Source organism: Mesobacillus jeotgali (genome assembly GCF_031759225.1).
GTDB lineage: Bacteria > Bacillota > Bacilli > Bacillales > Cytobacillaceae > Mesobacillus > Mesobacillus jeotgali_B.
Window position 1 is genome coordinate 1,528,332 of the sequence record NZ_CP134494.1, and the last position, 19,837, is coordinate 1,548,168.

Below are 19,837 nucleotides of genomic sequence, written 5' to 3' on the forward strand. Positions count from 1 at the left end.
TCATAATAACCTGAAAAACGCGAATCAGGCTTCAAGAAAACAGGAAATATGGCTTCTATAATAGAAGTATTAAAGATACAAACATGTGAAGGAGAGGGACTATGAACTGGAAAACAGATGTAACGAACCTACTAGGTATACAATACCCTATTATCCAGGGAGGACTCGCGTATCTTGCATATTCTGAGCTTGCTGCCGCAGTATCGAATGCTGGAGGGTTGGGCCAGATTACGGCGATGTCACTCCCTGACCCTGACGCACTAAGAACAGAGATACATAAAGTAAGGGGACTGACTGATAAGCCATTTGGTGTCAATTTTGCCATTGGCCAGCATGGCAGGCCATTTTCGCATTACCTGGATGTCGCGATTGAAGAAGATGTTCCTGTGATTTCAATGACAGGGGGCAATCCGGCACCAATCTTTGAACAGCTACAAGGAACTTCTATTAAAAAATTGGTTCTGGTTGCAGCGAAGAGGCAAGCACAAAAAGCAGAAGAGCTGGGAGCAGACGCAGTAATGGTTGTCGGACAGGAAGGGGGCGGCCATCTTGGGAAAAGCGATATTGGCACGATGGTGCTTATTCCTGCTGTTGTGGATGCGGTCAATATACCGGTCATCGCTTCGGGGGGAATTGGAGATGGGCGCGGCTTGATGGCAGCATTAAGCCTGGGAGCCCAGGGAATTGAAATGGGAACTCGCTTCATCGCAACAAAAGAATGCGTTCATGCTAACGAACTGTACAAGCGAAAGCTGGTGGATGGCAGCGAAAACGATACGACTGTCATAAAAAGAACACTAGGCATGCCAGCAAGAGCGATTGCCAATCCATTGACTGAAAGAATCCTTGAGATCGAGAGGAAAGGCGGAGGCTATGAAGATCTAAAAGAATTGATAAGTGGGACTGCGAATCGAAAGTATATCTATGATGGTGATGATGAAAATGGTTTTGGCTGGGCTGGCCAGGTGATGGGATTAATCAAGGACTCTCCTACAGTTGCCGAGTTATTTGCCAGGATCATTAACGAGGCAGAGGAAATCAGAACAGCCTGGAGCAAATAACGCTAGCCTATGCTTGCGCTGCCTGATAAATAACGGTACAATCGATTAACAGAAAAGGGATCATAGTCCCGCAGACAGCATAAAAAGCAGGTGAACTCAGATGGAATATCAATATCCGATAGACTATACATGGTCGACTGATGAAATTGTCGATGTCATCCATTTTTACGAATGTATCGAAAAAGCTTATGAAAAAGGAATTGACCGTGACCTTCTGCTTCAGGCGTACAGACGATTTAAAGAGGTCGTACCGGGAAAAGCACAGGAAAAAACTCTTTTCAACGAATTTGAAGAAGTAAGTGGCTATGTCCCTTACCAGGCAGTAAAAGAAATCAAACAAACCGGAAGCGGCGAAAGAATCAAAGTCGTTCCGAAAAGACCAAAAAGATAATAGGATGAACGAAGAAAGAGCCCGTGCAAATGGGCTCTTTCTTTTTGTCTAAAACTGGCTCCCATCTCCTCGAGACTCTTGTCGAAAATGGGCAGTCGCCTGCTCATTTCATGGTTTATGCCAATCTATATAGGGGTAATGTTTCTTTAAATACAAACTCAATTTTCGAAAGCATTTCATCACTGTTTAACTTGACGGCTTCCTCACGAGAGATGTTCAGACCGCAAAGGATTTCAGCTTTTTTCACAGTTTGAAGGCGCTTGAACATGGAAAGAAGTTCTTCCTTTGAAAGTTCACTGTGAAGAGTGGCTTCTGGCTTCATGTGATCGATTGACCAATAGAAATCCTTAGGAGTCCTGGTGTAAATGGATTCGATGTTCTCTTCCAGTTTTTTGCCGATGTTTTCCTTATCAGGTGCTTCGTAAATGACAGCAAACCAGATAAATACATGGGTTTCCCACAAACCAATCTGGAAATGCGGCAGCATCTTATAGCCTCTTGGATTGCTGGCAAACGCCACCCAAGTATCCTTCGGCGGATTCTTTGTCCTCCTGGCATGTTTGGCAACATGGTAATGCATTTCATCGCCTGCAATGCTTGAGAGAGTTGGAGCAAAGTGCTGGCCGAGTTCTTCCAGTTTAGGGCGAATTTGAGACTTCAAGGCATCCATTCGTTCATCAAGGCCGTCTATTTTAAAAACATCGAAATCTGCTTGTTCAAAACCTGAAAATGACAATATAAAAACCTCCTAATACTTTGTCAAATATTGTAGCAAAATCTTTATAAAAAAAGAAGCGACAGGCATTTTCCGAGACCCCTGGGTATACGCACATATTTGTACCATTGCCAAATGGAGATTCATACAATAAATAAAAAAACAGAAATTTGATAGAGGAGTGTAAATTAATGAAACAGCTTATAAACTCAACAAGGAAAAGAAATGGTGAGCTCCAAAGAACTGCTGTACTGCGTTTGGAAATGGATTATGAATTAGCCACTCTTTTTGATGCAATGTCAGAATCTGATAAACCGAAAATGAAAGAATGCAAACAGAAACTCGAAAGAATTCGACAAGAATTATTACGCTTAAAAGCTCTGTAATAAATTGTTCCGGGAAAAGAAGCAGGTAAGATATGATATTGAACTGGAAAACTGCAGCAATCAAGACACTTGACGAACTCCTATAAAGCTGATGGAGTTCGTTTCTTATGTAAGTGATGCTGTGTTTCGGGCAATAGGTGTGAATGATGGAGTAACATCCTGGATATTTTGCATGTTATATAGTTGCCAGGGGGAATCCTATTACTTGATGATGATGTACATAATCCGATAAGCTAAAATAGATTCCAAAAGCTTGATTGATCGTAAAAATATATGAACGGGGGAAAGCTGAATGGAATATAATCTGAAAGAAATCGATACATACGCTAAGAGCTGGATAAAAGAAGCTGGTGAAAATATCAGGGCTTCATTTCCTAAAACCTTAAATGTAACATCAAAATCAAATCCAAATGACCTGGTTACGGATATTGATAAAGGGACAGAGCAATATTTTATCGAAAAAATCAAAGGCACCTATCCTGACCATCGCATCATGGGCGAGGAAGGGTACGGAGACGAAGTGAAATCCTTATCAGGAGTCGTCTGGATCATAGACCCGATTGATGGAACCATGAATTTTGTTCATCAACAGCGGAATTTCGCGATTTCCATCGGCATTTATATTGATGGTGAAGGAATGATCGGACTTATTTATGATGTGGTTCATGATGAACTTTATCATTGCATAAAAGGAAATGGCGTTTATCTTAACGAAAAATCGATTCCAAAGCTTACGGAAGCCAGGGTAAGTGAAGCGATTATTGCACTCAACGCTACCTGGGTTGCACCTAATAAAAGAATCGATCACGAATTGTTAATACCCCTTGTAAAAGACGTGAGAGGAACACGTTCCTATGGTTCTGCAGCCATGGAAATGGTGTATGTCGCAACAGGCAGGATAGATGCCTATCTGACGCCAAGGCTTGCACCATGGGACATTGCCGCCGGTATCATCATGATTAAGGAACTTGGTGGAGAAGCCACGGATCTTAGAGGCAGCGAGCTCGATATGCTTCAGCAGTGCTCACTGTTTGTATCAAAGCCAGGCCTGCATAAGGAAATCCTTAAAAACTATCTGAAGGATGGAAAATGGTAAATTTAACTTTTCGGCCATTTGAAAATGAGGATTTACCGTTTTTTCAGGATTTAATTTCCTCTAGTTCAAAATGGAGAAAAAACGAATTGAGGGACTTGTCCTTAGAAGAGTATCTCGAAGAATACGAAGGTTTTTCGGGTCAATGGAGGATCTGGGAAAAAGCAGGAAGCTCTGTGGCAATGTCCTACCATTTGGAGTCGGCTCTTTCCAACCAGAAACCGTGGCTTGGCACAATCTTGGTGAAAAGTGAGGAAAGACGGCGAGGTGTTGCATCAGAAATCTTGAACCAGCTTTCGGAGGAATGTAAAGTGAACGGCAACCGGGCGATATTTGCGGCTGTCCCCATCGATGAATATGAGTGGGCCAACTTCCTTACAGACTGCAGGTTTGAACAATTCAAAACAGAAGAAAACAAAGGCGAAACCTTTTTGATCATGGTCCGCCCTCTTGAATGACCGGCTGAAAACCCAGCCGGTCTTATTTTTGAGCAAGAATAATCCTCTAAAGTTCTCCTGCTTCTCTCATCTTCTTTTTCTTCTTAAAGCCAAATCCCATAACGAAAATCAGGGCGACGATACATGCGAGAGTACCGATCATGCTTCTTTCCCCGATTGCAATTCCAATACCGATCATGCATGAAGCGGCTGCAAATGCGAAAAATAATAATGGCCATTTTATCTGCTTCAAGGTGTTTCCCCCCATTCGACAATTGGTGCAAATAAATAATATATTTAATTGTACATTAAAATGCTTTTAGGTTTCTACTCTTATTGTGTTATAATATGTAAGTTGTGTAAAAAGCCAATAGATAAATTACGATATTAAAGGCAGGGTGACTTTTTTGAAATTAAGAGAAGATATTAGAAATATTGCGATCATTGCCCACGTTGACCATGGTAAAACGACATTGGTCGACCAGCTACTGAAGCAATCAGGTACATTCCGTATCAATGAGCATGTGGAAGAGCGCGCAATGGATTCAAACGATTTGGAAAGAGAACGAGGAATTACCATCCTCGCGAAAAATACAGCTATTTCTTATAAAGATACACGCATTAACATTCTTGATACTCCTGGACACGCTGACTTTGGCGGCGAAGTTGAGCGTATCATGAAAATGGTTGACGGCGTCCTGCTTGTAGTCGATGCTTACGAAGGCTGCATGCCACAAACACGCTTTGTTTTGAAGAAGGCTCTTGAACAGCATTTGACACCAATCGTGGTTGTGAACAAGATTGACCGTGATTTTGCTCGTCCTACTGAAGTCGTAGATGAAGTCCTTGACTTGTTCATCGAACTTGGTGCAGACGAGGATCAACTTGAGTTCCCGGTTATTTACGCCTCTGGAATTAACGGAACTGCAAGCTTGGACCCTGAAAAACAGGATGAAAACATGCAGGCATTGTACGAGTCCATCATTGACCATATTCCTGCTCCTGTTGATAACCGTGAAGAGCCGCTTCAATTCCAAGTTGCCCTTCTTGACTATAACGACTATGTAGGCAGAATCGGAATCGGCCGTGTATTCCGCGGGACAATGAAGGTTGGCCAGCAGGTAGCGTTAATGAAGCTTGACGGTACGGTAAAACAATTCAGGGTTACAAAGATTTTTGGGTTCTTCGGTTTGAAGCGCCAGGAAATTCAGGAAGCATATGCTGGTGACCTGATTGCAGTATCCGGAATGGAAGACATCAATGTCGGTGAAACAGTATGTCCATTCGACAACCAGGATCCACTGCCAGTTTTACGTATTGATGAACCAACACTTCAAATGACCTTCCTTGTCAATAACAGCCCATTCGCAGGCCGTGAGGGTAAATACCTGACTGCAAGGAAAATTGAAGAGAGACTTCGCGCCCAGCTGCAAACTGACGTCAGTCTTAGAGTAGACAACACGGATTCTCCGGATGCCTGGATCGTTTCAGGACGTGGGGAACTTCACTTGTCTATCTTGATCGAAAACATGCGCCGTGAAGGTTATGAGCTTCAAGTGTCAAAACCTGAAGTTATCGTAAGGGAAATTGACGGAGTGAGATGTGAACCGGTTGAACGGGTCCAAATCGATGTTCCAGAAGAACACACTGGATCCATCATGGAATCAATTGGTGCCCGTAAAGGCGAAATGCTTGATATGATCAACAATGGAAGCGGCCAGGTTCGCTTGATTTTCAACGTACCGGCACGTGGACTCATCGGATACACAACAGAGTTTTTAACACTGACTCGCGGATATGGTATCATTAACCATACATTCGACAGCTATCAGCCAATGCTTCAGGGCCAGGTAGGCGGACGCCGCCAGGGTGTTCTTGTATCAATGGAATCCGGAAAGGCATCTACTTATGGTATCATGCAGGTAGAGGACCGTGGAACGATCTTCGTTGAGCCAGGTACTGAAATTTATGAAGGCATGATTGTCGGTGAGCACACTCGTGAGAATGACATCACAGTCAATATCACGAAGGTCAAGGCAGCAACGAATATTCGTTCTGCCAATAAGGACCAGACTTCGGTCATCAAAAAGCCAAGAATCATGACTCTAGAGGAATCTTTGGAATACTTGAACGATGATGAGTATTGTGAAGTTACTCCAGAATCAATCAGACTCCGTAAAAAGATTCTTGATAAGAATGAACGTGAAAGAATGGCGAAAAAGAAAAAATACGCTGAAGCTTAATTAAAGTAGGGGGAAGAAGTATGGATGTAAGCCAGAGATTATCATTTTTTGCAGCATTATTCAGGGTAGATGAAAATCCGACGGTTGGTATGTGGATGCTTTACCTGACAATTGCCGCTCTCAGCATCCTGGTATATAAACTAGGATTTGCACAGAAGCTGCCATTGATCAAGAGCATCATCATCTACGCATTTCTATTGCTTGGCTCTACAGTCCTTACCTTCCTTGCTATTTTTCTTCCCATCGCGGAAGGACTTGTGGTCGCCGCGCTTATCCTGATCATTTACAAGCTCAGGCTGCGCCAGCATAAAAAAGCAGAAGCGAATGTCAAATAGGAGTTGGGGAAATGAAATCACTCCAGGATGCAATTTACAATTGGCTGACCATTAAAATAGTCAGCGACGCCCGGCCAGAAGATACAGCTGCAAAAGAAACAACAGAACTATTCGAACAAATTCTTGCTGAAGAACACAATGTTGAATCAAAAGAATTAAAACGAGACGCGTTAATGTATTATGTCAACGTCGTTCAGGAAGGCGATTCCAAAGAGTATCGCTTCCCGCGTGACCTGATTGAAGTCATGCTTGACCAAATCAGGCAAGAACCAGACAAATACGTGAACTACCCAGAAGAAGAATAGTGAAAAATCCGCCCAGAAATGGGCGGATTTTTTTGCGTTAGTACGATGAATGATGAGGGGAGGTAAAAAGGCATCTTTCAGCTTAGAACAGTATCCTTATAGAGAGGGAGAAGCTCACAAAAGGGTAACATCCGCCAAGAACGGTACCCTTATAGAGAAGGAAAAGCATACGTAAGGGTATCTATCACCGAGAACGGTACCCTTATAGAGAAGGAAAAGCAAGCATAAGGGTGTCTATCGCCAGGAACGGTCCCTTATAGAGAAGGAAAAGCATACATAAGGGTATCTATCACCGAGAACGGTACCCTTATAGAGAAGGAAAAGCATACATAAGGGTATCTATCACCGAGAACGGTACCCTTATAGAGGGGGAGAAGCAAGCATAAGGGTGTCTATCGCCAGGAACGGTAACCTTATAGAGAAGGAAAAGCAAGCATAAGGGTATCTATCACCGAGAACGGTACCCTTATAGAGAGGGAGAAGCAATCATAAGGGTGTCTATCGCCAGGAACGGTACCCTTATAGAGGGGGAGAAGCAAGCATAAGGGTGTCTATCGCCAGGAACGGTAACCTTATAGAGAGGGAGAAGCTTGCATAAGGGTATGATTCGCCAAGAACCGTACCCTTATTTGGTCTCAGATAGGTTGGTGCAAAAAAACAATAAACTCTCTCGAGAACTGCCTAGCGTATTAACAAACAATCACCAATCATCCTTTTTGACACGTGAGCGGTATAGCTTAAAGTTCCCTGTGGCGATTCGGTTGTTTGTTTTATCCGCAATTCGTTCGTTGCATGGTTCACACATATATGTATGGATCGGCCGGTTCCTTAGCCGCTTTGCCTGAAGGGTATCGCTGTTAATATTTTCGATTTTGTCACACAGTACACATTTGACTCTCATTGTTACACCTCTTATCGATAATTATCATACATAGCCTGGTTGAGATTAGATTATATTATAGTATATCATTGTTTCCAGGCTGAATTGGGAAAATCATTTGATTTGCTCTGCTTAAAGAGTTCGTAGTACTATTATGATAGTTTAAGGAGGGTGAATATGGCAAATCAAGTAGAACCTAAACTAATCAAACCATTGTTTGATGAATTGCAAAAAGAGCGTTTCGTCACCTTGGCGACAGTGGACCACGAAACCGGCGGCCCGAATGTCAGTGCGATTTCCTGGGTGTTGGCAAAAGATGAGGATACTGTTTACTTTGCGGTGGATAACCGCTCTCGAATCATTGAGAATATCAAGAGCAATGACAAAGCAGTAATCAACCTGATTGCAAATGAATCTACATATTCAATCAGCGGAACAGCGAGCGTCAAGCAGGAAAAACTTGAAGGTGTTCCTTTGAAGCTGGCGCTAGTTGAAATCAAGATCAGCGAAGTTAGGGACGTTATGTTCTATGGCTCAAAAATCGTCGCTGAACCACAATACGACAAAACATATGATAAAGATGCAGCTGCACGCCTTGATAATCAGGTGATGGATGCAATGAGAAAAGCTTAGTCAATTGACTAAGCTTTTTGTCATTTATGGTAGTTGGATTGTTTTTCCTGCTTCTTCTCCAACTCATTTTGTTCACCATCGTTGAGGTTTTTCTTTGGATCTTCTGTCGGGCTATTAGTCTGAGGTTCAATCATGTCTGCAGGAACCTCTGGCATCATTCTTCCGGTTATGTCTGAAAGCTCGTTCATGATTCCCTGTATCGGCTGTCCGTTCTGTATATCCTCTGATATCTCCCTCAGTCTTGCTGTGATATCAGGGTCCGCAACTACGACTGCCCTGGCACCGTGTGGATCCTTCTTTAATGCTTCCGCCACTGTATATTTAACCGTGTCTACCTCAGACCTTTCCATATTATCATTTACATCGATCCCAACTATTGCATAGCGTCCAACTACCACAGCCGCGGCGTCGTCCACATTAGGTATGTGGGTAGTCAAATCTACAAGATGGCGGGAGATTTTCTGGCCAGATTGGCGGTCAACTTCTTCAATCGCACTATTCTGGACCTTGACCTTGTGATCATCTTCAGCCTCGTTTGCGTTGTTCTGTCCATTGCAGGCAGTCAATAGCAGCACAAACGAAATTGCAGCAACCAATCTTTTCATCCATAACCCCTCCGATTATTTATTCGTAAAAAGTCCTAAATCACACAATTGGGATATTTCATTAAATGAGCCAATTCCTTATCGGTATCCAGTATTGAAAAGAGCCTGAAAACAGGATTGCGGCAGGCAACAAAGTTTTCGTACACAGTCGTAAAAAAGAAATGCTCAAAGGTTATTGTGCAAAATATCTTCTATCTTTATTCAAAAAGTCATATATTTTACCAAAGTCCCGGCCAAGGCTGCCAAGTTGGCCAGAGTCGAGATCAATAAGGCGGGAGGCATCAATTTGAGTAAAATATACGTACTGGATACAAACGTCTTACTACAGGATCCGCACGCGATTTTTTCCTTTCAAGACAATGAAGTTGTCATACCTGCTGTAGTTCTGGAGGAAGTGGATTCAAAGAAAAGATATATGGATGAGATTGGGCGCAATGCACGCCAAGTTTCAAGGCTCATAGATGGCATGAGGGAGACGGGCAAGCTGCATGAGAAAATCAATCTTGAGGGCGGTGGAACGCTAAGAATAGAACTGAACCATCGATCCTTCCATCAACTGCAGGAAATCTTTATAGAAAAAACAAATGACAATCGAATACTGGCCGTAGCTAAAAATCTGAGTCTGGAAGAAGAAACGAAGGAAGATGGGCGTCCGGTGATCCTTGTCAGTAAGGACGCGCTTGTCCGCGTCAAAGCAGATGCCATCGGGCTGATAGCGGAAGATTTTTTAAGTGACAGGGTAGTGGAAATTAACCATCTGTATTCGGGCTATGCCGAAGTGTATTTAGAAATAGCAGAAATCAATCGCTTTTATGAAAAAGGAGAATTGAATATCTCTGAATTAAAGGGGCAAAACTTCCTTTACCCCAATCAGTTTGTCATCATGAAGGATATACTCGGCAGTTCTGCATCGGCAATAGGTATGGTCGATACCAAAAATAAAAAAGTGAAAAAACTTGTTTTTGAACACGAGGGCAAGCACATCTGGGGAATCAAGCCAAGAAATGTTCAGCAAATCATGGCAATGGAACTGCTTTTACGGCAAGATATGCCTCTAATCACTATGATAGGGCGTGCTGGAACAGGGAAAACCTTGCTCGCTCTGGCATCAGGACTGTTGCAAACCGAGGATTTGGGCATTTTCAAAAAGCTGCTTGTAGCTAGGCCGATTGTGCCAGTCGGGAAGGATCTGGGCTTCTTGCCTGGTGAAAAAGAGGAAAAGCTAAGACCCTGGATGCAGCCTATTTATGATAATCTTGAATTTCTTTTTAACACAAAAAAACCTGGCGAACTTGATGCCATTCTCGCTGGAATGGGTTCAATCGAGGTGGAAGCATTAACGTATATAAGGGGACGGAGCATACCGGATCAATTCATTATTATTGACGAAGCACAGAACCTGACAAAGCATGAGGTAAAGACGATCCTAACAAGGGTTGGAGAACGAAGTAAAATCGTCTTGATGGGGGACCCTGACCAGATTGACCATCCATACCTGGACGCCTACAATAATGGCCTAACGTACGTGGTGGAAAAATTCAAGGACCAGCAGATTGCGGGTCATGTGCGGCTCGTTAAAGGAGAACGATCGCCTCTTGCCCAGCTAGCAGCCGATCTGTTGAATTAAAAACCTTAAAGAATAAACCAGGGAAGAGGCCATAATAAAACGGGCATCAATGTGATGCCCGTTGGCAGTGCCTTATAACTTATTCCACTTTGAATCCGGTAACATTCTTGATTGGATTTTCCTTATTAGAACCATCCTGATAATAGACATGCAATGGCCCGTCTTCTTTTAAAGGTTTGCCGTCCTTTGAAAAGCCAAGAATGAGACCAGAGGCTTCTTCCAGGGGAAGTGCTACCTGATCATCATTACCGTACTCAATTACAAAAGTCTTCGCTGTCTGATCTGGTTCGGCATTAACTAAAAATGGCTTGAAAGGAATGCCGAAAGTGCCTGTCAGGACTTTCTCCTTCTCAAACTTCACTTCTGTCTTAAGTGTTGGCGGATAGACAGCACCCTCCATGATTTCACGATCCCAATGTTTTGAGACAGATTTCGTGTACTCCTCAAGTGCATCATCGTTCTTCTGAGTTTCACTGAAATATGTATTCAAGTCTAGTTTGCGATCATCGAAAATCCAGACGCCAGGGTCCAGAGTGATCTTGTATTTGACTCTTCCTGTAATAGGGATGATTGTCTCCATAATATCCTCCTGCATTTTTATTACATATTAATTATTTATTCAGTATAACGATAATTTAGCAAGTTGTCATTTCAACTCTCCATAACGCAAAACCATTAATTTCTGCATCCCTAATATTCTTGCTTTTTTGTCCACTTAAGGGTAAAATTTATAGATAGGATTGGGTAATCGCTCGGAAACGGGGGGATCAAGTTGGCGTCTGATATGATAATCAACCATCAGGAAAAAGCCCATGCCTTATTAAAGGCTGACGCTGATAAAATTTTAAAGCTGATCAAAGTGCAAATGGATAACCTCACAATGCCTCAATGCCCTCTTTATGAAGAGGTTTTAGATACGCAAATGTTTGGATTATCGAGAGAGATAGATTTTGCAGTAAGACTCGGCTTAATCGAAGAATCAGATGGAAAAGTAATTCTCGACCAGTTGGAGCAAGAGCTTTCCATACTGCATGAGGCTTCGTTAAAAAAATAAATCCTAAAAACTCAAACAATCTAAAAGGATGTTTGAGTTTTTTTGTGAAAACTTTTTCCTTCCCGAGATCGGAAAGGTTAAGTAGAACAGTACAATAGTTATATTACATTTCAATAACTTTTCCATAAACAAAGGCAGGATATTTCAACTTATAGTAGAATAGATTAAACAACTTAGAAGATGGGGAAGAGACGATGTTAAAAAAAATACTGAAATCCTATGACTATTCATTGATCATTGTTGTTGCGCTCTTGTGCTTGTTCGGCCTTGTCATGGTTTACAGTGCCAGCATGGTCACTGCCATCCAAAGGTATGATTATCCTAGTGATTTTTTCTTCCAAAAACAGAAGTTCAATTTACTGCTTGCAACATTCCTTTTTGTTTTAGCGGCGTTGTTCCCTTACAAGGCGATGAAAAGCACAAAGCTATTAATGCTAATGGTAGCTTTTATCCTGGGTGGATTGGGCGCACTGTTTTTATTCGGAAAAGTGACGAACAATGCATTGAGCTGGTTTGAATTAGGCGCTAGAAGTCTGCAGCCTTCAGAGTTTGCGAAGTTAAGTGTAATCATCTATCTATCAGCCGTATATGCTAAAAAGCAAGCCTACATAAACCAGTTCAACAAAGGGGTGGTTCCACCTCTTGTTTACTTGATTTTAGTGTGTATGCTGGTCGCGATTCAGCCTGACTTTGGTACTGCGGCAATTATTTTTGCTATTGCCTCAACAATTATTATTTCATCAGGGATGAACCTGAAAAATATCGCCAAACTGATTTTATTTGGACTTGCATTCCTTACTCCTTTTATTCTGTTTCTTCAGGATGAAATTTTTTCTGAAACAAGGGTAGGAAGGTTTACAGCTTACAGCAATCCTTTTACAGATGAACAAAATACAGGCTATCATCTAGCTAATTCCTATTATGCAATTGGATCAGGCGGTTTGAAGGGGCTGGGTCTTGGGGAAAGTGTCCAGAAACTCGGATATTTGCCAGAGCCGCATACGGACTTCATCATCGCCATCATTTCGGAGGAATTGGGTATTTTCGGCGTTGGATTTGTATTGCTCAGTCTTGCATTCATCGTATTGAAAGGGATCCATATCGGGCTTAAATGCAAGGACCCTTTTGGCAGTTTACTGGCAATCGGGATTGCGAGTATGATTGGCATTCAATCATTCGTTAATCTAGGAGGGGCTTCAGGGGTCATTCCGCTCACGGGTGTACCGCTGCCATTTGTGAGCTATGGAGGTTCATCCCTGCTACAGCTCGCTATAGCAACAGGAATCCTGGTGAATGTTTCAATGTTTGTTAATTATGAAGAGAAATATAAAAAGGATAAAGCTTCCGAGCCGAAATCCTCACCAGCTTTAGTCAATCAGAATACATTCAAGTTCAGGTCTTGATTCATTGAATTTCAGTTTGGGGTAACTTCTTGATTATGAAAGCAGTTAGTTTATGGAAAGAGACCTAAAAAAAATCTGCAGCATTTGCTGCAGATTTTTTTTATTTCACCGTTGCCGGGGAAAGTTCAACTGGTTTAGGGTTTTGGACTCTTGCTGCATTCTTCTTGCTCCTGGAAACAAGTAGGATAAAGTAGCTGAATACACCAAAGAGAACAGATATGAAGAATGCATGTCCCAGGGCAATGTACAGATTTAGCCTTGTATAGATAATCAAAGCACCTGCTATGACCTGGAGTGAGACGAGAATCATGGATATGATCCAACCCCAATATAGTACCTTTTCATGCTTATAATGTTTGACAGCGATGTAGGTCACATATGCGATCCAGATAAAGATGAATCCAGCCGCAGCTCTGTGTCCCATCTGTACCCACTCGTAAATATTTGTTGGGAGGAAGGATCCTCCATTTGTACAAAGTGGCCAATCCTTGCAGACAAGACTGGCATTCATATGCCTGACCAGGGCTCCGGTATAAACGACGATATAGCTGTAAACAGCAAGGCCGATTATATGGAACCTCATCCTTTTATCAATCACCAGCTTTTCAGCCTGAAACTTTTGATCGACTTCAAAAATAAGCAAGGTCAATAAAAGTACAGAGGCAAAAGAAATGAGCGAAATACCGAAGTGCAGCGCCAGGACAAAGTCAGATTGGCCCCAAACGACAGCAGCAGCTCCAATCAATGCCTGAAGAACAAGGAAGAAAAAAGATAAAACTGCCAGAAACTTCGTTTCGCGTATATGCCCGATAGCCTTCCATGTCCAGATGGACAATATAAGCACCATAATGCCTACGCTGCCTGACACTAATCTGTGGGCAAGTTCTATTACCAATTCCGGAGTTATGTCAGTAGGAACGAATTCCCCGTTGCAAAGTGGCCAGGACTTCCCGCAACCCATTCCAGATTCAGTTTTGGTAACCAGAGCTCCCCCGAGCAAAACAAATAGCATCCCAATCGTGGTTAAAACAGCCAGCCACTTGAGGGAACGATTCATGATCATCACCTGCTTAGTTAAAGTTCGATAAGTTGTCAAATATTAAACTTGACATGTATAATAGAAGAAGCTTGTAGAAAATAAAAAATTCTACCCCTATAATAACGAATTTTGACGAAAAAGGATAGAAAACAATACTTAAGATACTACACAATAATAGGTAATAATTCAATACTTACTATAATAGATGGACAACAACCGGTTTTCTAGGTAAAATGCACATGGCAGCAACAAGTAATGATCGATATTGGAATTACATACCAGTGATTTTACATACATGAAAATATTATCCAAGAATACGTAAAATGGAAAAATTGAAGGTCTTCAAACATTCTTCTAAGAACAAGCCGAAATTCCTTGCAATAAAAATAAACTTTATGGATAATGGCGGTAAGACACAAATTAGTCAAATTTTGTTCAAAAAAAATTCACAAAAAAGTTGTGAAGTGTGATTTAATATACAACGTAGGCTTTATTTTTCTACACAAACATTTAACAGCCTTAACACGTTGAGAATAGTGAAAACTACGCGGAATATAAATTACAAATACTCTTCTTTTTTTTGTAAAAATTTCGTCTTGGAATTTTGAAAGAAAAGGGATGAAGGAGGATATGGATGTCTAATTCAAAAGCTTTATCAGAAGCTGTATTAGAAAACGGACAGCCTGCAGTCGTGGAGAAAACGATGATGAAAGACTTTCTTGCACTCATTAAAGTAGGAATTGTTAATTCCAATGCCATGACCACGTTTACTGGATTATGGCTCGCGCTTCATTTTAGCGGAGCACGCTTCCTGGATAATATTGATTTGATTCTTGCTACATTGATTGGTTCCTCGTTGATCGTTGCTGGTTCATGCAGCCTCAATAATTATATTGACCGGGATATCGACCATTTAATGGAGCGGACGAAAGACAGGCCGACTGTCACAGGAAGGGTCCAGCCAGGAAAGGTAGCCTTGATGAGCTTTCTTTTAATAGGGATTGGGACCGCGTTTTTGCTTACTACTACCGTTACGGCTGCTGTAATTGGCCTGTTCGGGGTTTTTAGTTATGTTGTTCTGTATACATTGTGGTCAAAGAGGCAATATGTGTCTAACACAATTGTCGGCAGTATATCTGGAGCGGTACCTCCGCTCATCGGCTGGGCTGCAGTGGATGCGAATCTTGATATAATGGCATGGATGCTTTTTGCCATTGTTTTTGTTTGGCAGCCGCCTCATTTCTATGCTCTGGCAATGAGAAGGGTAGAGGAATACCGTGCTGCTGGCATACCGATGCTGCCTGTTGTGAAGGGTTTTAAAGCAACGAAAAAGTCGATCTATATGTGGGTTGCTGCATTATTCCCGCTTCCTTTCTTCCTGCAGGAGCTTGGCATCTCATTCATGGTTCTGGCAACAATCCTGAATATTGGATGGCTTGTTTTGGGAATCTACCTTGAAAAGCTTAAAGATGATATGAAATGGGCAAAACTGATGTTTGTATATTCTTTACAATACTTAACTGTCATGTTTGTCGCTATGGTAATTGTCACACTTATTTAACCTTTGTTAGGAGATTCACTCTTTGATGAGAGAGGATTTTTCCATATATTTTTTACAACAAAATTTATAAGATTTTTTACGAAAGAGGGGTTTAATTAAGCTATGAAGATGCTTGCTAAATGGCGTCTGCTGTCATTGTTCACATTGATGGCATTAGTCTTGTCCGGCTGTGGTGAGCCTTACCTGTCTACATTAAGACCTGCAGGTGAAGTTGCTCAATCCCAGTATGAACTTATGTTGTTGAGCACGGCGATTATGGTGGGAGTAATTGCTGTCGTCACAATCATTTTTATTTATGTCATTATGAAGTTCCGCAGGAAAAATGACAACGAAATTCCGAAGCAGGTCGAGGGAAGCCACAAGCTTGAGATCCTTTGGACTGTTATTCCGATCTTATTGCTTCTAATTCTTGCTGTTCCTACAGTTGCTGCAACATTCAAGCTTGCAGATGTTTCTCCTATGGAAAAGAAAAATGCTGAAGGAAAAACTGATGCGCTTGTTGTTAACGTACGCGCAAATCTTTACTGGTGGGAATTCGAGTATCCAAATGAAGAGATCATCACAAGCCAGGACCTAGTAGTCCCAACTGATGAAAAGGTTTACTTTAACCTTAAGGCTTCTGATGTAAAACACTCTTTCTGGATTCCTTCTGTTGGAGGAAAGATGGATACAAACACTGATAACGTAAACAAATTCTGGCTAGAATTTGATAGTAAAGGAGCCGATGAAGCCGGCGGACTTTTCTACGGAAAATGTGCTGAGCTTTGCGGACCTTCTCACGCATTGATGGATTTCAAAGTAAAGGCATTGCCAAGAGCTGAATTCGATCAATGGGTAGCAGGCATGCAAGGAGTGAAAGAACCTGTTAAGGCAGAAACTGCAACTGCTCAGCAGGGGCAGGAAATCTTCAACAACAGCTGTATTGGATGTCACGCCGTAACTCCGGCAAACACGGCTCCAGAAGCAGCTCGTGTTGGTCCTAACTTGACAAACTTCGGCGATCGTTCACGCGTTGCTGGTGTCTTGGATATGTCAGAAGAAAATATAAAGAAATGGCTGGAAGACCCAGAAGCATACAAGCCAGCGAATAAGATGACTGGCAAGTATCCTGAGCTTTCTACTGAAGAACTTGATGCATTAACAGAATATCTGATGGGCTTAAAAGTCCAGAAATAACAGGGGATTTGTTTGAAAGGGAGGTAAAACTGTGAGTACCTATGCTCAGAAAAAGGGATTCGGCGCAACGTTATGGGATTACCTGACAACGGTTGACCATAAAAAAATCGCAATCCTTTATCTAATTGCTGGCGGATTCTTCTTCATCCTAGGCGGACTTGAAGCTTTGTTCATCCGTATTCAGCTAGCTGTACCTAATAATGATTTTGTAAGCGCAGGTTTCTATAATGAAATCCTGACGATGCATGGAACAACCATGATATTCCTTGCAGCGATGCCGCTTGTATTTGCATTCATGAATGCTGTTATGCCACTCCAGATTGGAGCGCGTGACGTAGCGTTCCCATTCTTGAACTCTTTAGGATTTTGGTTATTTTTCTTTGGTGGAGTATTCCTGAACCTTTCCTGGTTCCTTGGTGGAGCTCCAGATGCTGGTTGGACTTCATACGCATCACTTGCAATTGCGTCTGAAACACATGGTATCGACTTTTATGCACTTGGTTTGCAGATATCCGGTGCGGGTACACTAATCGGGGGGATTAACTTCCTCGTAACGATCATTAATATGCGTGCCCCGGGAATGACTTATATGAGGATGCCGATGTTCACTTGGGCAACATTCGTAACATCTGCTCTAATCCTGTTCGCATTCCCGCCGCTGACTGTTGGCCTTTTCTTAATGATTTTTGATCGTATGTTTGGTTCTAACTTCTTTGATGTAGCAAATGGCGGTAACACAATCATCTGGGAACACCTTTTCTGGATCTTTGGTCACCCGGAAGTTTACATCTTGATCTTGCCGGCATTCGGTATTTTCTCAGAAATATTTGCGATTTTCTCTAGAAAACGTCTTTTCGGTTACTCATCCATGGTATTTGCAACCGTATTAATCGGTTTCCTTGGATTCATGGTATGGGCTCACCATATGTTCACAACTGGTCTTGGACCGATCGCAAACGCGATTTTTGCAGTAGCGACTATGGCAATTGCGGTTCCAACAGGTATCAAGATCTTTAACTGGATGTTCACGATGTGGGGAGGAAGCATTAAATTTACGACTCCGATGCTTTGGGCAGTAGCCTTTATTCCTTCATTCGTTGCCGGTGGTGTAACAGGTGTCATGCTTGCATCCGCTGCAGCTGACTATCAGTATCACGATAGCTATTTCGTTGTCGCTCACTTCCACTACGTTATCGTTGGTGGTGTAGTATTCGCACTATTTGCAGGTGCACACCTGTACTGGCCAAAAATGTTCGGCACGATGCTGAGCGAAAAATTAGGCAAAGTTACTTTCTGGTTATTCCTAATCGGTTTCCACCTGACGTTCTTCATCCAACACTTCCTTGGATTGATGGGTATGCCACGTCGTATCTTCACTTTCCTTCCTGGACAGGGACTGGAAACTGGAAACTTGATCAGTTCAATTGGTGCCATCTTCATGGCAGTTGCAACGATCGTTCTATTAATTAACGTCATCATGACACAAGTTAAAAACGAAAAAGTTGGAAATGATCCATGGGGCGATGGCCGTACACTAGAGTGGGCGATTTCATCACCACCGCCATTCTACAACTTCAAGCAGCTTCCGCTTGTACGCGGACTTGATGCTTACTGGCTGGAGAAAATGGAAGGCAAGGACGGCATGACGCCTGCAGAACCACTTGGCGATATCCATATGCCGAATAACTCTTTCATTCCTTTCGTTATCTCACTTGGCCTTTTCATCGCAGCATTCGGTGCAATGTACCGTGCTGAAACAAGCTGGGGACTACTAGTTCTGATCCTTGGTATGGCAGTAACTCTAGGAGCGATGTTCGTACGCTCTATCAAAGATGATCATGGATTCCATATTCATAAAGAAGACTTAATGGATGATGATAATGATAAGGGGGCAAAGGCATAATGCAAGCTGAAGAAAAATTCACTTATGAAACATGGCCTGCGGAGCCTGAAAAAGCAACCCTCGAAGCAAAGAACAAGTTTTTGGGCTTCTGGTTCTTCCTTGGTGGAGAGACAGTATTGTTTGCGACTCTGTTCGCAACTTATCTTGCATTGAAGGATAAGGTCCCAAGTGCTGACCACGCGCTTGCCAAGGATATCTTTGAAATACCGCTAGCTTTTGCGGCGACAATGCTTCTTTTAACAAGTTCTTTGACAAGTGTATATGCTATGTACCATATGAAGAACTTCAATTTTAAAAAGATGCAGCTTTGGTTAGGATTGACTGTAGCTCTTGGCGCGGCTTTCCTTGCGCTTGAGATTTACGAGTTCAATCACTATGTACACGAGTTTGGCCACACATTCACTAGCAGTGCATTTGGTTCAGCCTTCTACACACTAGTCGGCTTCCACGGTGGCCACGTTGCATTCGGTCTTGCTTGGATCATTACTTTGATGGTCCGTAACTCCAAGCGTGGATTGAATCTGTACAACGCTCCTAAGTTCTATGTTGCCAGCCTTTACTGGCACTTCATCGACGTTGTATGGGTATTCATCTTCACGGTTGTATATCTAATGGGAATGGTGGGATAAACTGATGGCTAATCAACAACCAAGTTCAGGGAACCCAAGAGTAGACGTCGAATATCGTCGCAAGAAGAGCGCCGAAGAGATGAGATACCAAATCGTTTCCTTTGCATTGATGATTTTCTTGACACTTGTTGCCTTTGTTGCAGTTGGATATGAAGGATTCTCAGGCTGGTTCACAGTACCGTTCATCCTTCTGCTCGCTGTGATCCAGGTAATATTCCAGCTCTACTATTTCATGCACATGAGCCATAAGGGACACGAAGCACCTGCTTTGTTCCTGTATTCTGGCGTTGTTGTAGGAGCAGTAACAGTTCTTGCTTTCACAACAATTATCTGGTGGTAATATGACTTAATGAAAAAATCG

Annotated in this window: 23 protein-coding genes; 17 read left to right on the forward strand and 6 right to left on the reverse strand. The window is 42.3% G+C overall.

What is annotated here, in order from left to right:
* The first annotated feature begins 101 nt into the window (after positions 1–101).
* A complete protein-coding gene (locus RH061_RS07530) occupies positions 102–1,061 on the forward strand; it encodes an NAD(P)H-dependent flavin oxidoreductase (protein WP_311075083.1) in 960 nt (319 codons plus the stop codon).
* Between the two features lie 100 nt (positions 1,062–1,161).
* Positions 1,162–1,452, forward strand: coding sequence for a UPF0223 family protein (locus RH061_RS07535; protein ID WP_311075084.1), 291 nt, complete (start codon positions 1,162–1,164; stop codon positions 1,450–1,452).
* A 115-nt stretch (positions 1,453–1,567) separates the two neighbouring features.
* Here RH061_RS07535 and RH061_RS07540 read toward each other — a convergent pair whose 3' ends face one another.
* Complete coding sequence (locus tag RH061_RS07540) at positions 1,568–2,188, reverse strand: YktB family protein (RefSeq protein WP_311075086.1); 621 nt, start codon at positions 2,186–2,188, stop codon at positions 1,568–1,570.
* Positions 2,189–2,358: 170 nt separating this feature from the next.
* Between RH061_RS07540 and RH061_RS07545 the strand changes: the two genes are divergently transcribed.
* The 3 genes from RH061_RS07545 to RH061_RS07555 all read left to right on the forward strand — a co-directional run bounded on the left by RH061_RS07545 (position 2,359) and on the right by RH061_RS07555 (position 4,104).
* Entirely contained in the window at positions 2,359–2,553 is a 195-nt protein-coding gene (locus RH061_RS07545) for a hypothetical protein (RefSeq protein ID WP_192470210.1), read from the forward strand.
* Between the two features lie 292 nt (positions 2,554–2,845).
* Positions 2,846–3,649, forward strand: coding sequence for an inositol monophosphatase family protein (locus tag RH061_RS07550; protein WP_311075090.1), 804 nt, complete (start codon positions 2,846–2,848; stop codon positions 3,647–3,649).
* A complete protein-coding gene (locus RH061_RS07555; protein ID WP_311075091.1) occupies positions 3,643–4,104 on the forward strand; it encodes a GNAT family N-acetyltransferase in 462 nt (153 codons plus the stop codon). The genes RH061_RS07550 and RH061_RS07555 overlap by 7 nt, the downstream gene beginning before the upstream one ends.
* Positions 4,105–4,150: 46 nt before the next feature.
* On the opposite strand, the gene RH061_RS07560 is transcribed toward RH061_RS07555, so the two are convergent.
* Complete coding sequence (locus tag RH061_RS07560) at positions 4,151–4,336, reverse strand: YlaF family protein (RefSeq protein WP_311075092.1); 186 nt, start codon at positions 4,334–4,336, stop codon at positions 4,151–4,153.
* A 154-nt stretch (positions 4,337–4,490) separates the two neighbouring features.
* On the opposite strand from RH061_RS07560, the gene typA reads away from it, so the two are divergent.
* From typA to RH061_RS07575, 3 genes are read left to right on the forward strand one after another with little or no spacing between them, the layout of a single operon-like run.
* Positions 4,491–6,326, forward strand: a complete 1,836-nt coding sequence (gene typA / locus RH061_RS07565; protein WP_311075094.1) for a translational GTPase TypA — start codon at positions 4,491–4,493, stop codon at positions 6,324–6,326.
* A 20-nt stretch (positions 6,327–6,346) separates the two neighbouring features.
* The gene (locus tag RH061_RS07570; RefSeq protein ID WP_311075096.1) at positions 6,347–6,661 is read left to right on the forward strand and encodes a YlaH-like family protein; all 315 of its coding nucleotides are present in this window, start codon (positions 6,347–6,349) and stop codon (positions 6,659–6,661) included.
* A gap of 11 nt (positions 6,662–6,672) precedes the next feature.
* Positions 6,673–6,966 carry a hypothetical protein gene (locus RH061_RS07575; protein ID WP_311075098.1) on the forward strand — a complete coding sequence of 98 codons (294 nt, stop codon included), beginning with the start codon at positions 6,673–6,675 and terminating at the stop codon, positions 6,964–6,966.
* Positions 6,967–7,666: 700 nt separating this feature from the next.
* On the opposite strand, the gene RH061_RS07580 is transcribed toward RH061_RS07575, so the two are convergent.
* On the reverse strand, positions 7,667–7,867 hold the full coding sequence (locus RH061_RS07580) for a YlaI family protein (RefSeq protein WP_311075100.1): 201 nt from the start codon (positions 7,865–7,867) through the stop codon (positions 7,667–7,669).
* 156 nt (positions 7,868–8,023) lie between these two features.
* Here RH061_RS07580 and RH061_RS07585 point away from each other — a divergent pair, with 156 nt between their 5' ends.
* A complete protein-coding gene (locus tag RH061_RS07585) occupies positions 8,024–8,479 on the forward strand; it encodes a pyridoxamine 5'-phosphate oxidase family protein (protein WP_311075101.1) in 456 nt (151 codons plus the stop codon).
* Positions 8,480–8,499: 20 nt separating this feature from the next.
* Here RH061_RS07585 and RH061_RS07590 read toward each other — a convergent pair whose 3' ends face one another.
* On the reverse strand, positions 8,500–9,084 hold the full coding sequence (locus RH061_RS07590) for a YhcN/YlaJ family sporulation lipoprotein (protein ID WP_311075103.1): 585 nt from the start codon (positions 9,082–9,084) through the stop codon (positions 8,500–8,502).
* Positions 9,085–9,370: 286 nt separating this feature from the next.
* On the opposite strand from RH061_RS07590, the gene RH061_RS07595 reads away from it, so the two are divergent.
* Positions 9,371–10,711, forward strand: coding sequence for a PhoH family protein (locus tag RH061_RS07595; protein WP_311075104.1), 1,341 nt, complete (start codon positions 9,371–9,373; stop codon positions 10,709–10,711).
* Between the two features lie 79 nt (positions 10,712–10,790).
* On the opposite strand, the gene RH061_RS07600 is transcribed toward RH061_RS07595, so the two are convergent.
* The gene (locus tag RH061_RS07600; RefSeq protein ID WP_311075105.1) at positions 10,791–11,291 is read right to left on the reverse strand and encodes a molybdopterin-binding protein; all 501 of its coding nucleotides are present in this window, start codon (positions 11,289–11,291) and stop codon (positions 10,791–10,793) included.
* Between the two features lie 192 nt (positions 11,292–11,483).
* Between RH061_RS07600 and RH061_RS07605 the strand changes: the two genes are divergently transcribed.
* A complete protein-coding gene (locus tag RH061_RS07605; RefSeq protein ID WP_041965554.1) occupies positions 11,484–11,765 on the forward strand; it encodes an Fpa/YlaN family protein in 282 nt (93 codons plus the stop codon).
* Between the two features lie 194 nt (positions 11,766–11,959).
* Positions 11,960–13,168: an FtsW/RodA/SpoVE family cell cycle protein gene (locus tag RH061_RS07610; protein ID WP_311075107.1), complete on the forward strand. Its 1,209-nt coding sequence runs from the start codon at positions 11,960–11,962 to the stop codon at positions 13,166–13,168.
* 100 nt (positions 13,169–13,268) lie between these two features.
* On the opposite strand, the gene RH061_RS07615 is transcribed toward RH061_RS07610, so the two are convergent.
* Positions 13,269–14,225, reverse strand: a complete 957-nt coding sequence (locus RH061_RS07615; RefSeq protein ID WP_311075108.1) for a COX15/CtaA family protein — start codon at positions 14,223–14,225, stop codon at positions 13,269–13,271.
* Positions 14,226–14,841: 616 nt separating this feature from the next.
* Between RH061_RS07615 and cyoE the strand changes: the two genes are divergently transcribed.
* From cyoE to ctaF, 5 genes are all read left to right on the forward strand, one after another.
* A complete protein-coding gene (gene cyoE, locus RH061_RS07620) occupies positions 14,842–15,768 on the forward strand; it encodes a heme o synthase (RefSeq protein WP_311075110.1) in 927 nt (308 codons plus the stop codon).
* A 102-nt stretch (positions 15,769–15,870) separates the two neighbouring features.
* A complete protein-coding gene (coxB, locus tag RH061_RS07625; RefSeq protein WP_311075112.1) occupies positions 15,871–16,944 on the forward strand; it encodes a cytochrome c oxidase subunit II in 1,074 nt (357 codons plus the stop codon).
* Between the two features lie 31 nt (positions 16,945–16,975).
* Positions 16,976–18,847, forward strand: coding sequence for a cytochrome c oxidase subunit I (gene ctaD / locus RH061_RS07630; RefSeq protein WP_311075113.1), 1,872 nt, complete (start codon positions 16,976–16,978; stop codon positions 18,845–18,847).
* Positions 18,847–19,476, forward strand: coding sequence for a cytochrome (ubi)quinol oxidase subunit III (locus tag RH061_RS07635; RefSeq protein ID WP_214735877.1), 630 nt, complete (start codon positions 18,847–18,849; stop codon positions 19,474–19,476). The genes ctaD and RH061_RS07635 overlap by 1 nt, the downstream gene beginning before the upstream one ends.
* Positions 19,477–19,480: 4 nt before the next feature.
* The gene (gene ctaF / locus RH061_RS07640) at positions 19,481–19,816 is read left to right on the forward strand and encodes a cytochrome c oxidase subunit IVB (protein ID WP_102262072.1); all 336 of its coding nucleotides are present in this window, start codon (positions 19,481–19,483) and stop codon (positions 19,814–19,816) included.
* Positions 19,817–19,837 lie beyond the last annotated feature (21 nt).

Bases quoted from the DNA above. Each gene is read 5' to 3' on its own strand.
- RH061_RS07555 (WP_311075091.1), top strand. From the start codon at position 3,643: ATGGTAAATTTAACTTTTCGGCCATTTGAAAATGAGGATTTACCGTTT.
- ctaF (WP_102262072.1), top strand. From the start codon at position 19,481: ATGGCTAATCAACAACCAAGTTCAGGGAACCCAAGAGTAGACGTCGAA.
- RH061_RS07535 (WP_311075084.1), top strand. From the start codon at position 1,162: ATGGAATATCAATATCCGATAGACTATACATGGTCGACTGATGAAATT.
- RH061_RS07550 (WP_311075090.1), top strand. From the start codon at position 2,846: ATGGAATATAATCTGAAAGAAATCGATACATACGCTAAGAGCTGGATA.
- RH061_RS07580 (WP_311075100.1), bottom strand. From the start codon at position 7,867: ATGAGAGTCAAATGTGTACTGTGTGACAAAATCGAAAATATTAACAGC.
- coxB (WP_311075112.1), top strand. From the start codon at position 15,871: ATGAAGATGCTTGCTAAATGGCGTCTGCTGTCATTGTTCACATTGATG.
- RH061_RS07575 (WP_311075098.1), top strand. From the start codon at position 6,673: ATGAAATCACTCCAGGATGCAATTTACAATTGGCTGACCATTAAAATA.
- RH061_RS07635 (WP_214735877.1), top strand. From the start codon at position 18,847: ATGCAAGCTGAAGAAAAATTCACTTATGAAACATGGCCTGCGGAGCCT.
- cyoE (WP_311075110.1), top strand. From the start codon at position 14,842: ATGTCTAATTCAAAAGCTTTATCAGAAGCTGTATTAGAAAACGGACAG.
- RH061_RS07600 (WP_311075105.1), bottom strand. From the start codon at position 11,291: ATGGAGACAATCATCCCTATTACAGGAAGAGTCAAATACAAGATCACT.
- RH061_RS07530 (WP_311075083.1), top strand. From the start codon at position 102: ATGAACTGGAAAACAGATGTAACGAACCTACTAGGTATACAATACCCT.
- RH061_RS07590 (WP_311075103.1), bottom strand. From the start codon at position 9,084: ATGAAAAGATTGGTTGCTGCAATTTCGTTTGTGCTGCTATTGACTGCC.
- RH061_RS07545 (WP_192470210.1), top strand. From the start codon at position 2,359: ATGAAACAGCTTATAAACTCAACAAGGAAAAGAAATGGTGAGCTCCAA.
- RH061_RS07610 (WP_311075107.1), top strand. From the start codon at position 11,960: ATGTTAAAAAAAATACTGAAATCCTATGACTATTCATTGATCATTGTT.
- RH061_RS07615 (WP_311075108.1), bottom strand. From the start codon at position 14,225: ATGAATCGTTCCCTCAAGTGGCTGGCTGTTTTAACCACGATTGGGATG.
- RH061_RS07570 (WP_311075096.1), top strand. From the start codon at position 6,347: ATGGATGTAAGCCAGAGATTATCATTTTTTGCAGCATTATTCAGGGTA.
- RH061_RS07585 (WP_311075101.1), top strand. From the start codon at position 8,024: ATGGCAAATCAAGTAGAACCTAAACTAATCAAACCATTGTTTGATGAA.